The 13,076-nt window shown below is 62.8% G+C and carries 12 protein-coding genes; 6 read left to right on the top strand and 6 right to left on the bottom strand.

Going from position 1 to position 13,076, the window contains the following annotated elements:
- From AC3A4H_RS18510 to AC3A4H_RS18520, 3 genes are all read left to right on the top strand, one after another.
- The gene (locus tag AC3A4H_RS18510; protein ID WP_487768013.1) at positions 1 to 1,074 is read left to right on the top strand and encodes a hemolysin family protein; all 1,074 of its coding nucleotides are present in this window, start codon (positions 1 to 3) and stop codon (positions 1,072 to 1,074) included.
- Between the two features lie 72 nt (positions 1,075 to 1,146).
- Entirely contained in the window at positions 1,147 to 2,727 is a 1,581-nt protein-coding gene (gene lnt, locus AC3A4H_RS18515) for an apolipoprotein N-acyltransferase (RefSeq protein ID WP_487768014.1), read from the top strand.
- Between the two features lie 114 nt (positions 2,728 to 2,841).
- Positions 2,842 to 3,276 (top strand): helix-turn-helix domain-containing protein, encoded by a 435-nt coding sequence (locus AC3A4H_RS18520; RefSeq protein ID WP_487768015.1) that lies wholly within the window; start codon positions 2,842 to 2,844, stop codon positions 3,274 to 3,276.
- Positions 3,277 to 3,431: 155 nt separating this feature from the next.
- Here the strand turns inward: AC3A4H_RS18520 and AC3A4H_RS18525 are convergent, their stop codons facing one another.
- The 6 genes from AC3A4H_RS18525 to AC3A4H_RS18550 all read right to left on the bottom strand — a co-directional run bounded on the left by AC3A4H_RS18525 (position 3,432) and on the right by AC3A4H_RS18550 (position 9,475).
- Positions 3,432 to 5,156 (bottom strand): ABC transporter substrate-binding protein, encoded by a 1,725-nt coding sequence (locus AC3A4H_RS18525; RefSeq protein WP_487768016.1) that lies wholly within the window; start codon positions 5,154 to 5,156, stop codon positions 3,432 to 3,434.
- A gap of 79 nt (positions 5,157 to 5,235) precedes the next feature.
- Positions 5,236 to 5,523 (bottom strand): DUF2160 domain-containing protein, encoded by a 288-nt coding sequence (locus AC3A4H_RS18530; protein ID WP_487768017.1) that lies wholly within the window; start codon positions 5,521 to 5,523, stop codon positions 5,236 to 5,238.
- Positions 5,524 to 5,526: 3 nt separating this feature from the next.
- Positions 5,527 to 6,411 carry a carbohydrate ABC transporter permease gene (locus AC3A4H_RS18535; protein WP_487768110.1) on the bottom strand — a complete coding sequence of 295 codons (885 nt, stop codon included), beginning with the start codon at positions 6,409 to 6,411 and terminating at the stop codon, positions 5,527 to 5,529.
- A 37-nt stretch (positions 6,412 to 6,448) separates the two neighbouring features.
- On the bottom strand, positions 6,449 to 7,315 hold the full coding sequence (locus tag AC3A4H_RS18540; RefSeq protein ID WP_348779094.1) for a carbohydrate ABC transporter permease: 867 nt from the start codon (positions 7,313 to 7,315) through the stop codon (positions 6,449 to 6,451).
- A gap of 1 nt (position 7,316) precedes the next feature.
- Positions 7,317 to 8,384, bottom strand: coding sequence for an ABC transporter ATP-binding protein (locus tag AC3A4H_RS18545; RefSeq protein ID WP_487768018.1), 1,068 nt, complete (start codon positions 8,382 to 8,384; stop codon positions 7,317 to 7,319).
- Between the two features lie 11 nt (positions 8,385 to 8,395).
- Entirely contained in the window at positions 8,396 to 9,475 is a 1,080-nt protein-coding gene (locus tag AC3A4H_RS18550; RefSeq protein WP_487768019.1) for an ABC transporter ATP-binding protein, read from the bottom strand.
- A gap of 735 nt (positions 9,476 to 10,210) precedes the next feature.
- On the opposite strand from AC3A4H_RS18550, the gene metK reads away from it, so the two are divergent.
- The 3 genes from metK (at position 10,211) to rimP (ending at position 13,051) form a co-directional block, all read left to right on the top strand.
- Positions 10,211 to 11,491: a methionine adenosyltransferase gene (metK, locus tag AC3A4H_RS18555; RefSeq protein WP_487768020.1), complete on the top strand. Its 1,281-nt coding sequence runs from the start codon at positions 10,211 to 10,213 to the stop codon at positions 11,489 to 11,491.
- A gap of 33 nt (positions 11,492 to 11,524) precedes the next feature.
- Positions 11,525 to 12,226, top strand: a complete 702-nt coding sequence (gene trmB, locus AC3A4H_RS18560) for a tRNA (guanine(46)-N(7))-methyltransferase TrmB (protein WP_487768021.1) — start codon at positions 11,525 to 11,527, stop codon at positions 12,224 to 12,226.
- Between the two features lie 195 nt (positions 12,227 to 12,421).
- Entirely contained in the window at positions 12,422 to 13,051 is a 630-nt protein-coding gene (gene rimP / locus AC3A4H_RS18565) for a ribosome maturation factor RimP (protein ID WP_348779099.1), read from the top strand.
- Positions 13,052 to 13,076 lie beyond the last annotated feature (25 nt).

A 13,076-nucleotide genomic window follows, 5' to 3' on the forward strand; every position in this document is an offset into this window, starting at 1 on the left:
ATGAGCGAGAAACCAGACACTGCCGCCAAATCGGAGGTCGGCAGCGCGCCCTCCGCGCCAGAAAGCGCTGAAGAGGACCCTAGTCCCAATGCGGCGCTCAACAGCGCCGCAAGCGAGCCCGGCTCTCAGCGGCCTTCGCTGCTGGAGCGCCTTGCCGGGCTGTTCAGACCCCGTAATGGCTCGAGCCTGCGTGACGATCTGACCGATGCGCTGGCGGAAAGCGCCACCGAAGCGGAAGACTTTTCGCCCGGCGAGCGGGCGATGCTCAAGAACATTCTGCGGCTGCGCGAGGTGCGCGTCGAGGACGTGATGGTGCCGCGCGCCGACATCGAAGCGGTGGAACTCAACACCACGCTCGGCGATCTCATGGTGGTCTTCGAGCAATCGGGCCATTCGCGCATGCCGGTCTATGCCGAGACGCTGGACGATCCGCGCGGCATGGTCCACATCCGCGACGTTCTCGCCCACATCACCAGGCTGGCGCGCACGAAGAAGGGCAGGTCGTCCAAGAAGCCGATCGGCGGCGCGGCTCTTGATTTTGCCACTGTCGACCTGGCGCGCACGCTCGGAGAGCTGAATCTCATCCGCACCGTTCTTTTCGTGCCGCCGTCGATGCTGGCCTCCGACCTGATGGCGCGCATGCAGGCAGCGCGCACCCAGATGGCGCTGGTGATCGACGAATATGGCGGCACCGATGGGCTGGTTTCGCTCGAAGACATCGTGGAGATGGTCGTCGGCGACATCGAGGACGAGCACGACGAGGAAGAGCCGCTGATCACCCAGACCGGCGAGGGCGTCTTCGTGGTCGACGCGAAGGCGGAGATCGACGACGTGGCCAAGATGATCGGCGAGGATTTCACCGCCGGCGAGCATGGCGAATATGTCGACACCATCGGCGGCATGATCTTCAACACGCTCGGCCGGGTGCCGACCCGGGGCGAGGTTGTCCAGGCGATCCCCGGCTTCGAGTTCCACGTGCTCGACGCCGACCCGAGGCGCGTCAAGCGTGTGCGTATCGTCCACAGCCAGAAGGGCGACCGGCGCCGCCGCGCCGCCCGCACCGAACAGGCCTGAGACGGCGGCATTGGAGCGTGGGCCTCTTGCTGATAGACCTTCGTGGGTGATTCACGCGATGAGGGGCCGCCGATGGAGCGCCTTGCAGGGCGGATAATTTTGCTGTGGGGGTGGCGGCGCGCGCTCACGGCTTTCCTTGCCGGCGCGCTCGCCGTTCTTTCCCAGGCTCCTTTCGATTTCTTCGCGGTCTGCTTCGTTTCCTTCCCGGTGCTGGTGTGGCTGCTCGATGGCGCGACGGGCGCCCCCACCGGCCCGATGCGACGGCTCATGCCGGCCTTCGCGACAGGCTGGTGGTTCGGCTTCGGCTATTTCCTTGCCGGGCTGTGGTGGATCGGCGGGGCCGTACTGGTCGAGGCTGACAGCTTCGCCTGGGCGCTGCCTCTGGCGGTGGTGGGCATTCCGGCGCTGCTTGCGCTGTTCTACGGCCTGGCCTGCGCCGTGGCCCGCCTTCTCTGGAGCGATGGCATCGGGCGTATTGCCGCGCTGGCCTTCGGGTTCGGGCTGGCCGAATGGCTGCGCACTTTCCTGTTCACCGGCTTCCCGTGGAATGCGATCGGCTATGCCGCCATGCCGATACCGCTGCTGATGCAAAGCGTTTCGGTGGTGGGCATGATCGGCATGAACGCCCTGGCCGTCTTCGTGTTCGCCATGCCGGCATTGCTGGCCTCGCAGCGGCATCTGCGGCTGGGCGTCACATTGGCCGCGCTTCTGATGGCCGCACACGTGGCCTTCGGCTATGTCCGTCTCAATGCCCCGGTCGAGACAACTGGAGAAAACCTTTCCGTCCGCATCGTGCAGCCCAGCATCGACCTGAGCGAGAAATGGGACGCCGAAGTGCGCGATCGCATCTTCCGTACGATGCTGGACCTGTCGGGCGCGCCGGCGGAACAGGCAAGGCCGCAGCTGATCCTATGGCCCGAGACCTCCGTTCCGTTCTTTTTCACCGAGCGGCCGGACGCGCTGGTGGCGCTTGGCGACCTGCTGCACGATGGGCAGACACTGATCGCCGGCGCGATGCGCGAGGAAGGCGCAAGCATCGGCAGCGATGCGCGCTACTACAATTCCGTCCTTGCCATCGACGCCGCCGGCGAGATCGTCGACGCGGTGGACAAGCTGCATCTCGTTCCCTTCGGGGAATACATACCTTTTGCGGATCTGTTCGCCAGTTTCGGGCTCAGCCAGCTCGTCGCCGGACCGATGAACCTGGAGCCCGGCAACGAACGGCATCCGATCGCGCTTGCCGGAGGGGCGAAGGCGCTTCCATTCATCTGTTACGAAATTATCTTTCCGGCGCTGGTGGCTGTTGACCTTGCGTCAACGGATATTATTGTAAATGTTACGAACGACGCATGGTTCGGCGATACGCCGGGCCCCTACCAGCACTTCCGACAGGCGCAGATACGTGCCGTGGAAACGGGGTTGCCGTTGATACGAGCCGCCAACACAGGGATTTCGGGAGTGGTCGATCCTCGTGGTCGAATTGTAGACGCCTTGTCCATGAATGCCCGGGGTGTGCTCGATGCCGTCGTTCCGCTTGTTCGACAAGACAAGAAAATGTTCTGGAAGCACTCCGTTAATGGTTTGGTCATCCTGTTTTTCTTTGGCGCCATCGCTGCCGGGCTGGGGCTTGGACAACGGTTGCGCCCGAATTGACAGTCCGACAGAGCGGGATTCATAGTACGCCGCCCAAGGGGGAGGTCGGCGACAGGAGGAAATGGGAAGGCCAGCTCGCTAATCGATGAAAAATAAAAATAGAATAATGCCGAAATGGCGGCCGAGGACGAAATGAAGGAAAAGGAAAACAAGAAAAAGCCGAACCCGACCGATATCTATGTCGGAAGCAGAATTCGGCTGCGTCGAAACATGCTTGGAATGAGTCAGGAAAGCCTCGGCGAGCAGCTCGGAATTACTTTTCAGCAGATCCAGAAATACGAGAAAGGAACAAATCGCGTCGGCGCCAGCCGCCTGCAGGCGATTTCGTCCATTCTCAACGTGCCGGTGTCGTTTTTTTTCGAGGATTTTCCCAACCAGGAAGGCGCAGGCAAGGGCTTCGCCGAAGATGCTTCCTCCGGCTTCGGCCTGGATCTGGTTACCAGCCCCGAGGGGCTGCAGCTGAACCGCGCCTTCTTCAAGATTTCGGATGTGAAGGTGCGCCGCAAAATCATCGAACTGGTCAAGACGCTGGCCTCCGACGACGAGTGATCGCCGCCGACATCCGGCCATAAGTCACTGCAAAAAGCGCGTGCGCCTGAGCCCTGTCTGCTCTTGGTTGTCGGGAGCGGCTGCTCGCGCTGCGCCACGGGCAGGCGAAACTGGGAGAGGCGGGCGCCTGGCGCCGCCTCTCCCAAACCGGCGGCTTATTGCTGCCAGCTCTTTACCAGTTCGTCGTAGTTGATGGTAATCGGCTTTTCCTTTTCGTTCTCGACCTTGAACTGCGGGGCAATATTGCCCTTCGAAGCGGCATCCTTGCTCCAGTATGCGAGGTCGTGTTCTTCGGCCAGCTTCGGGCCGATATCGCCCTGGACGCCCGACTTCTCGATGCGGGCCATGACCTTCTCCTGCTCGGCGCAGAGCGAGTCCATGGCTTCCTGCGCGGTCTTTGCGCCGGACGAAGCATCGCCGATTGCCTGCCACCAAAGCTGCGCAAGCTTCGGATAGTCCGGCACGTTGGTGCCGGTGGGCGACCACTGCACCCGCGCCGGCGAGCGGTAGAACTCCACAAGGCCGCCAAGCTGTGGAGCACGGTCGGTGAAGCTCTGGTGATGGATCGTGGAGTCGCGGATGAAGGTGAGGCCGACATGGCTTTTCTTCACGTCCACGGTCTTTGAGGTCACGAACTGCGCGTAGAGCCAGGCGGCCTTGGCGCGGTCGTCCGGCGTGGACTTCATGAGCGTCCATGAGCCGACGTCCTGGTAGCCCAGCTTCATGCCATCCTTCCAGTAGACGCCGTGCGGGCTTGGCGCCATGCGCCACTTGGGCGTGCCGTCCTCGTTCATCACCGGCAGGCCGGGCTTGACCATGTCGGCGGTGAAGGCCGTGTACCAGAAGATCTGCTGGGCGACGTTGCCCTGTGCCGGCACCGGGCCGCTTTCGGAGAAGGTCATGCCCTGGGCCTCGGCCGGCGCATAGGCCTTCAGCCAGTCGAGATATTTCTGGATCGAATAGACCGCCGCCGGGCCGTTGGTGTCACCGCCCCGCGCCACGCAGGAGCCGACGGGACGCGAGTTCTCGTCGACCTTGATGCCCCACTCGTCGACCGGCAGGCCATTTGGCAGCCCCTTGTCGCCATTGCCGGCCATGGAGAGCCACGCGTCGGTGAAGCGCCAGCCGAGCGACGGGTCCTTCTTGCCGTAGTCCATATGGCCGTAGACCTTCTGGCCATCAACATCGCGACCGGTGAAGAATTCGGCGATGTCCTCATAGGCCGACCAGTTCACCGGCACGCCGAGGTCATAGCCGTATTTGGCCTTGAAATCGGCCTTGTTCTTGTCGTCGTTGAACCAGTCGTAGCGGAACCAGTAGAGGTTCGCGAACTGCTGGTCGGGAAGCTGGTAGAGCTTCTTGTCCGGCGCGGTGGTGAAGGACGTACCGACGAAGTCGTCCAGGTCGAGGTTCGGATTGGTGACGTCCTTGCCCTCATTGGCCATGAAATCGGTCAGGTTGCGCACTTGCTGATATCGCCAGTGCGTGCCGATCAGGTCCGAGTCGTTCACCCATCCGTCATACAGGTTCTGCCCGGTCTGCATCTGGGTCTGGATCTTCTCCACGACGTCGCCCTCCTGGATGATGTCGTGGGTCAGCTTGATGCCGGTGATCGCAGAGAATGCGGGGGCCAGCACGTCCGCCTCATACTGGTGCGTCGTGATGGCTTCCGACACCACCTTGATTTCCATCCCCTGGAAGGGCTTGGCGGCGTCGATGAACCACTGCATCTCCTTTTCCTGATCCGCCCGCGAAAGCGAGGAAAGATCGCCAATTTCCTTATCCAGAAAGGCCTTGGCTTCGTCCATCCCGGCATGGGCACTGCCTGCACCGACAAGCAGGACAAGCGCGGTACTCGATGTTAAAAGCTGCCGTCGCATTTCGTCTCCTCCACAAACAAGGTTTCAAGTGCGATCCGGAGCGGTCGCCGGCACGCGGCCGCTCCGACAGTTTCCCCCTCTATACGTAGCGGAACACCCCCACGGCATAGACTACGGAAAGAGCGAGAGCCCACCACAGGTTGGGACCAACGAGACCCAGCCAAGCGAGATGGATGAAGGCGCTGCCAAGCAGCGAGATGAACAGGCGATCGCCGCGCGTCGTTTCGAAGCGCAGGACGCCGACGCGCGGATTGCCGCCGGGCGAGACATATTCCCATGCGCCCATGGCTGCCAGCATCAGCGCTATGACGACGAAGAAGGCGGCGGTCGGCCAGGTCCACGCCATCCACGAGAAATCGAGGTTCATGCGTCAGACCCTCCCCAGCGCAAAACCCTTGGCGATGTAGTTGCGCACGAACCAGATCACGAGCGCGCCCGGGATCAGGGTCAGTACGCCGGCGGCGGCCAGAAGTCCCCAGTCCATGCCGGCTGCGGAAACGGTGCGCGTCATGGTCGCCGCGATGGGCTTGGCGTTCGTCGTGGTCAGCGTGCGGGCGATCAGAAGCTCCACCCACGAGAACATGAAGCAGAAGAAGCAGGCCACGCCGATGCCGCTCGCGATCAGCGGCATGAAGATCTTCACGAAGAAGCGGGGGAAGGAATAGCCGTCGATATAGGCGGTCTCGTCGATTTCCTTCGGCACGCCCGACATGAAGCCCTCGAGTATCCACACCGCCAGCGGCACGTTGAACAGGCAGTGCGCCAACGCCACGGCGATGTGCGTGTCGATCAGGCCGAAGGCGGAATAGAGCTGGAAGAAGGGCAGAGCGAACACGGCAGGCGGCGCCATGCGGTTGGTAAGCAGCCAGAAGAAGAGGTGCTTGTCGCCCAGGAAACGGTAGCGCGAGAAGGCGTAGGCCGCCGGCAGCGCCACCGCCACCGAGATCACCATGTTCATGACCACATAGATGATCGAATTGATGTAGCCGGAATACCAGGCCGCATCAGTGAAGATGATGCGATAATTGCGCAGCGTCGGCTCATGCGGGTAGAGCGTCAGCGAGGACACGATCTCGTTGTTGGTCTTGAAGCTCATGTTGATGAGCCAGTAGATCGGCAACAACAGGAAGACGATGTACAGCGTCGGAACGATCCACCACCAGCGGCTTTCCTGCCCACGGCGACGCATGCGGTGCGCAACCGAGCCCTGCGCCAGGTCGCTCTCCAGACGGCTGACAGCGACCCTCTCGTTCATCGTGCCTTGCCCTGTCCTCTCGTTCGCGCTGTTCATCTCAGCGCTCCGCATCGTAGTTGGTCATCACGGTGTAGAAGACCCATGACAGAAGCAGGATGATGAGGAAGTAGACCAGCGACATGGCGGCTGCCGGCCCGAGGTCGAACTGGCCCAGCGCCATCTTGACGAGGTCGATCGACAGGAAGGTCGTCGAGTTGCCGGGGCCGCCGCCGGTGACGACGAATGGCTCGGTGTAGATCATGAAGCTGTCCATGAAGCGTAGCAGCACCGCAATCAGCAACACGCGCTGCATCTTGGGAAACTGGATGTAGCGGAACACTGCCCAGCGCGACGCGCCGTCGATCTTGGCCGCCTGGTAGAAAGCGTCGGGAATGGCAACCAGCCCGGCATAGCAGAGCAGCACAATGAGGCTCGTCCAGTGCCAGACGTCCATGACGATGACCGTGACCCAGGCGTCGAACGGGTTCTGGACGTAGTTGTAGTTGATGCCGAGCGCGTTGACGGTATAACCCAGCAGGCCGATGTCGTTGCGGCCGAACACCTGCCAGATCGTGCCCACGACGTTCCACGGGATCAGCAGCGGCAGCGCCATCAGCACCAGGCACACCGGCACGCCCCATCCCTTGCGCGGCATGTTGAGCGCGATGAAGATGCCGAGCGGCACTTCGATCACGAGGATGATGAAGGAGAAGAGCAGGTTCCGGAACATCGCCTGCCAGAACCGGTCTGAGGCCAGCAGGTCCTCGAACCATTCGGTGCCTGCCCAGAAAAACTGGTTGTTGCCGAAGGTGTCCTGGACCGAATAGTTCACCACCGTCATCAGCGGGATCACGGCCGAGAACGCCACCAGCACCAGCACGGGCAGCACCAGGAACCAGGCCTTGTTGTTCTGGGTCCTTTCCATCTCACGCTCCCATCTCGACGCGCCAGGAATCGGCGTAGATGTTGATGCCCGCCGGGTCGAAGCTGATCCTGGGTTCGGCTGGAATGGCGTCGTCCTCGCCGATGATCGCCGCGATGTCGCGGCCTTCCAGGCTGGCGCGGACCACCTTGTGGCGGCCGACATCCTCGACCTTGCTGACAGAGACAGCCATGCCATGGCGGCCGAGCCGAACATATTCGGGCCGGATGCCGAGTTCGGTCACGCCGCCGATGACACCCGGCGCGCCCGGCAGGTCGATCGTCTGCGAGCCCAGCCGGGCGGTCCGGCCCTCGATCTCCACCGGCATGACGTTCATGCCGGGCGAGCCGATGAAATAGCCGACGAAGGTATGACGCGGCCGCTCAAACAGTTCCTCGGGCGTGCCGATCTGCACGATACCGCCGTCATACATCACCACCACCTGCTCGGCGAAAGTCAGCGCCTCGGTCTGGTCGTGGGTGACATAGACCATGGTGTAGCCGAAGCGCCGGTGCAGCTGCTTGAGCTGCGAGCGCAGCACCCATTTCATGTGCGGGTCGATGACGGTCAGCGGCTCGTCGAACAGGATGGCGTTGACGTCGGAACGGACCAACCCACGTCCCAGCGAGATCTTCTGCTTCTGGTCGGCGGTCAGGCCCCTGGCTTTTCGCTGTGCCCAATCGGCGAGGCCTATCATGTCGAGCGTCTCGCGCACGCGGCGCTCGACATCCGCTGCCGGCACGCCGCGGTTGCGCAGCGGGAAGGCCAGATTGTCGTAGACGGTCATGGTGTCGTAGATCACCGGGAACTGGAACACCTGCGCGATGTTGCGCTCCTGGGTCGAGAGCTCGGTCACGTCCCGGCCGTTGAACAGCAGGCGGCCATGCGAGGGATGGACGAGCCCGGAGATGATGTTGAGCAGCGTGGTCTTGCCGCAGCCGGAAGGCCCCAGCAGCGCATAGGCGCCGCCGTCCTCGAAGGTCTGCTGCACCTCCTTCAGCGCGAAGTCGGCCTCCCTGATGGGGTCCGGCAGGTAGGAGTGGCGGATATGGTTGACGTCGATGCGCGCCATTACCGTTCCCCTCAAGCCATCGGTTTCGGCTGGCCGATGGCACGGCCGCTTGAATCGAACACCATGATGTGGCGCGGATCGACGAACACCTCGATCTCGTCGTCTGCCTGCAGGTCGCGGATGCCGTGGGCGAGCATGACCCAGCGCGCGTCGGCCAGGCTGAGGTGCACGAAGCTCTCCGAGCCGGTGATCTCGGTGATCGCCACCTTGGCGCGCAACGGAACGGCGGCAGCGTTCGGCCGCTCGAGAAAAAGATGATGGGGCTGGAAGCCGATCGTGTAGCCGGTGTCGGAGATATCGGCGAGTGCGGCCGGCACGGGCAGCTTCATGCCGCCATCGAGAAGGAAATGCGCGCCCGCTTTCCGCAGCTCGATCGTGTTCAGCGGCGGATCGGCGAAGGTCCTGGCCGTCACCAGATCGACAGGCTTTCGGAACACTTCGAGGGTCGGCCCGAACTGCGTGACCCGGCCTTCCGAAAGGGTGGCCGTGTTGCCGCCGAGCAGCAGCGCCTCGTGCGGCTCGGTCGTCGCGTAGACGAAGATGGTGCCGGCCTCCGCGAAGATCTTCGGCAGCTCCTCGCGCAGTTCCTCGCGCAGCTTGTAGTCGAGATTGGCCAGCGGCTCGTCGAGCAGAACCAGGCTGGCATTCTTGACGATGGCGCGGGCCAGCGCCGTCCGCTGCTGCTGTCCGCCGGAAAGTTGCAGCGGCGTGCGCTCGAGATAGGGCGTGAGCTTGAGCAGTTCCGCCGTCTTCCTGACCTGGCGATCGACCTTGGACCGGTCGACGCCGGCGACGCGGAGCGGGGAGGCGATGTTCTCGTAGACCGTCATCGCCGGATAGTTGATGAACTGCTGGTAGACCATGGCGACGTTGCGCTTCTGCACCGGCAGGCCGGTAACGTCGCGGCCATCGAACCATATCGAGCCAGAGGTCGGCGCATCGAGCCCTGCCATCAGCCGCATCAGGCTGGTCTTGCCCGAGAGCGTCGGGCCGAGCAGCACGTTGAGGGAGCCGTGCTCGAGCCTCAGCGATACGTCGGTGATGTGGGTCGCGGCGCCCACCACCTTCGAGACCTGCCTGAGCTCAAGCATCAAGTCCTCCCCTCTCTGCCGCGCTATCCGGTCGCCGAGGTTCGTGGTCCGGCGACAGGCGCAAGAACTCCTCCCGCAGCGAAGCCTGTTCCGGGCTGAAACGCAACCCGCATTTGGTTCTGCATCACGTCCTCGGGCGTCGGCGCCCATTCGTCCTGCCGAGCAGCGCGGCCGCGCCGTAGGCCCCGGTCAGCCGCCGGGCACGGGCCGCACCGAGGTAAGTCCTCCCGTCGAATTCGTATCGCAAATTTTTTGGCTTATCGCGAAATCCCAAGCCGATTTATTTCGAAATAATAATGAGTGTCAAACGAAAAGAAACTGAAAGTTGTTCGGCCACAGCAGTTTTTTCTTTCTTGCTACTTTATACCCAAACAGCACTATCCGAATTGCAGATATCGCATTGTGTTATCACTTCAAAATGACATGTCTTGCCAGTGGCTTGGCGATCGCTGTGTGAATTTGGATTGTGCTATGGCTGGGCGATGTGGGAATAGCGCTCAGACGAAACTTTCGTTCTTCATCTAAATATCAATAAAACGAAAGTTGTCGCTTGCGGTTGTCGGCTAATCGCCAGCGGATGCCCTGTGCGACGGGGATGCGGGGATCCGCCGGGCGCCAATGCTCAAAAGGGCTTGATCCACGCCACAAGCAATCTTGCGGGCTACGCAGGGTTTCGCTAACGGTGTGTGGCCACAAGGCGGCATCCGGCCGCCCGTTTTTCTAGAGGGGACACCCGTGACGCGGCACAACTATTTCTTCACAAGCGAATCCGTTTCCGAAGGCCATCCCGACAAGGTGTGCGACCGCATCTCCGACGAAATCGTGGACATGGTCTATCGGGAAGCAAAGAAGGCCGGCATGAATCCGTGGGACGTGCGCGTGGCCTGCGAGACGTTGGCCACGACCAACCGCGTCGTGATTGCCGGTGAGGTTCGGGTGCCCCCGACGCTCTTGAAGATTGGCAAGGACGGCAAGCCGGTGCTCGACGCCAAGGGTCACCCGGTGATCAATCCGTCGAAGTTCCGTTCCGTCGCCCGCCGCGCCATCCGCGCCATCGGCTACGAGCAGGAAGGCTTCCACTGGAAGACCGCGAAGATCGACGTTCTGCTGCATGCCCAGTCCGCCGACATCGCGCAGGGCGTCGACAAGGCCCTCGACGCCAATGCCGAGGGTGCCGGCGACCAGGGCATCATGTTCGGCTATGCCTGCCGAGAGACGCCGGACCTCATGCCTGCGCCGATCTATTACAGCCACAAGATCCTTGAGCTGCTCTCGGCGGCCCGCCACGAGGGCAAGGGCGACGTCGGCAAGCTGGGTCCCGATTCCAAGAGCCAGGTGACCGTGCGCTATGTCGACGGCGTGCCGACCGAGGTCACGCAGATCGTCCTGTCGACGCAGCATCTCGATCCCGACTGGGATTCCAAGAAGGTCCGCTCGGTCGTGGAGCCCTACATTCGCGAGGCGCTCGGCGACCTGAAGATCGCCGACAATTGCAACTGGTACATCAATCCGACCGGCAAGTTCGTCATCGGCGGCCCCGACGGCGATGCTGGCCTCACCGGCCGCAAGATCATCGTCGACACCTATGGCGGTGCCGCGCCGCATGGCGGCGGCGCCTTCTCGGGCAAGGACACGACCAAGGTCGACCGTTCGGCTGCCTATGCGGCGCGCTATCTCGCCAAGAACGTGGTGGCGGCCAGGCTGGCCGACCGTTGCACCATCCAGCTTTCTTACGCCATCGGCGTGGCGCAGCCGCTGTCGGTCTATGTCGACCTGCACGGCACCGGAAAGATCGACGAGGCGGTTCTGGAGAAGGCGTTGCGTGAAGTGATGGATCTGTCGCCCTCGGGCATCCGCCGCCATCTCGACCTCAACAAGCCCATCTACGCCAAGACCACCGCCTATGGCCATTTCGGCCGCAAGCCCGGCCGCGACGGATCCTTCTCCTGGGAGAAGACCGACCTGGTCAAGGCTATCAAGGACGCTGTGGCGGCCGAACACGCATTGGCGGCCTGAGGCTTCGGGCCGCCGCAATTCCGGACTGTTTCAATGAATGCTGAACCCCGGCGCAGCCGCTCGACCGAAGCCTTTTTCGGTCGACGGCACGGCAAGACCATCCGTCCCCACCAGGCTGCGGCGCTGGAGGCCGGCCTCGCCAAGTACCGGATCGACCTGTCCGAGCCGGCGCCCGCCGATCTCGGCGCGCTGTTTTCCGCGCGGGTAAAGGGCGTGCGGCTCGAGATCGGCTTCGGCGGCGGCGAGCATATCTACCACATGGCTTCGACCCATCCGGACATCGGCTTCATCGGCGTCGAGCCCTTCGTCAACGGCATGGCGCGGCTGATGACCTCGCTGGGCGAAAATCCCCTGCCGAACCTGCGCGTCTATGATGATGACGCCACGCGGTTGCTGGACTGGCTGCCACAGGGTGCGCTCATGGGCATCGATCTGCTCTATCCCGACCCGTGGCCGAAGAAGCGACACTGGAAGCGCCGTTTTGTCAGCGCGGCCAATCTCGACCGCTTCGCCCGCGCCATGAAGAGCGGGGCGAAGTTCCGCTTCGCCTCCGACATCGACACCTATGTCAACTGGACGCTGCTGCATTGCCGCGCGCATCCGGCCTTCGAATGGCAGGCCGCGGATGCCGGCGACTGGCATCGCCCGTATGAGGGCTGGATACGCACCCGTTACGAGGCGAAGGCCGTCCGCGAAGGCCGCACGCCCGCCTATCTGACCTTCCTCAGGGCGTAGGCCGGCGGCTTCTGGCCGGCCGCTGTTTGTTCGATTTCTGTGGTCGAGCGACGATTACGTGCCCGCATACGGTGCAGCGGACTTGAAAATTGCCGATCTCTCGGCTATATCAGGATAAATTCTTGGTCGGTATGGCGAAGAGTGGGTCCACCCGGTCCCGCTCTTTTTTGTTACCGGCCCGAGGCTGGAAGCGAAATGACAGAAGAGACAGGCATCGCCGGAGATGACCGGATCATCCGCGAAAGCGGCGTTGAGGCGCGCGTGGCGGGCATCATTGCGCCCGTGCTGCGCGCTACGGGCTTCCGGCTCGTGCGCGTGCGTCTCTCGGGCCAGAACGGCCTCACGCTTCAGATCATGGTCGAGCGCGACGACGGCACCATGACCGTCGAGGACTGCGAGGAAGTAAGCCGCGCGGTTTCTCCGGTTCTTGATGTCGACGATCCGATCGAGAAGGCATATCATCTCGAGGTTTCCTCGCCCGGCATCGATCGCCCGCTGGTGCGCAAGGCCGATTTCACGACCTGGGCCGGCCATCTGGTGAAGCTGGAGACCTCCATCCTGGTCGGCGATCGCAAGCGCTTTCGCGGCCGCATCGGCGAGTCCGACGAGGATGGCTTCGTCATCGAGCGGGACCAGCCTGCCTATGGCGAGGAGCCGTCGGTGCGGATACCTTTCGAGGCGGTCTCCGACGCCCGGCTGATCCTGACCGACGACCTGATCCGCGATGCGCTGAGCAAGGACAACAAGGCGCGCAAGGAAGCCAAGAAACGCCGTGGCGAGCCCGACGAGGACGGCGCGGAAGACGAAACCGAAACCGAAGAGTGATTGAACGGCCGGCTCGACGGCAGCG

This window comes from Pseudaminobacter sp. Soil_N_29, assembly GCF_057656055.1.

What these genes read in the sequence shown, in the direction of transcription:
- AC3A4H_RS18545 (WP_487768018.1), bottom strand. Translation starts at nt 8,384, where the DNA reads ATGGCGCGCATCGACGTCAACCATATCCGCCACTCCTACCTGCCGGAC.
- AC3A4H_RS18530 (WP_487768017.1), bottom strand. Translation starts at nt 5,523, where the DNA reads ATGAACCTCGATTTCTCGTGGATGGCGTGGACCTGGCCGACCGCCGCC.
- lnt (WP_487768014.1), top strand. Translation starts at nt 1,147, where the DNA reads ATGGAGCGCCTTGCAGGGCGGATAATTTTGCTGTGGGGGTGGCGGCGC.
- rimP (WP_348779099.1), top strand. Translation starts at nt 12,422, where the DNA reads ATGACAGAAGAGACAGGCATCGCCGGAGATGACCGGATCATCCGCGAA.
- AC3A4H_RS18535 (WP_487768110.1), bottom strand. Translation starts at nt 6,411, where the DNA reads ATGAACGAGAGGGTCGCTGTCAGCCGTCTGGAGAGCGACCTGGCGCAG.
- trmB (WP_487768021.1), top strand. Translation starts at nt 11,525, where the DNA reads ATGAATGCTGAACCCCGGCGCAGCCGCTCGACCGAAGCCTTTTTCGGT.
- AC3A4H_RS18510 (WP_487768013.1), top strand. Translation starts at nt 1, where the DNA reads ATGAGCGAGAAACCAGACACTGCCGCCAAATCGGAGGTCGGCAGCGCG.
- AC3A4H_RS18520 (WP_487768015.1), top strand. Translation starts at nt 2,842, where the DNA reads ATGGCGGCCGAGGACGAAATGAAGGAAAAGGAAAACAAGAAAAAGCCG.
- AC3A4H_RS18550 (WP_487768019.1), bottom strand. Translation starts at nt 9,475, where the DNA reads ATGCTTGAGCTCAGGCAGGTCTCGAAGGTGGTGGGCGCCGCGACCCAC.
- AC3A4H_RS18525 (WP_487768016.1), bottom strand. Translation starts at nt 5,156, where the DNA reads ATGCGACGGCAGCTTTTAACATCGAGTACCGCGCTTGTCCTGCTTGTC.
- AC3A4H_RS18540 (WP_348779094.1), bottom strand. Translation starts at nt 7,315, where the DNA reads ATGGAAAGGACCCAGAACAACAAGGCCTGGTTCCTGGTGCTGCCCGTG.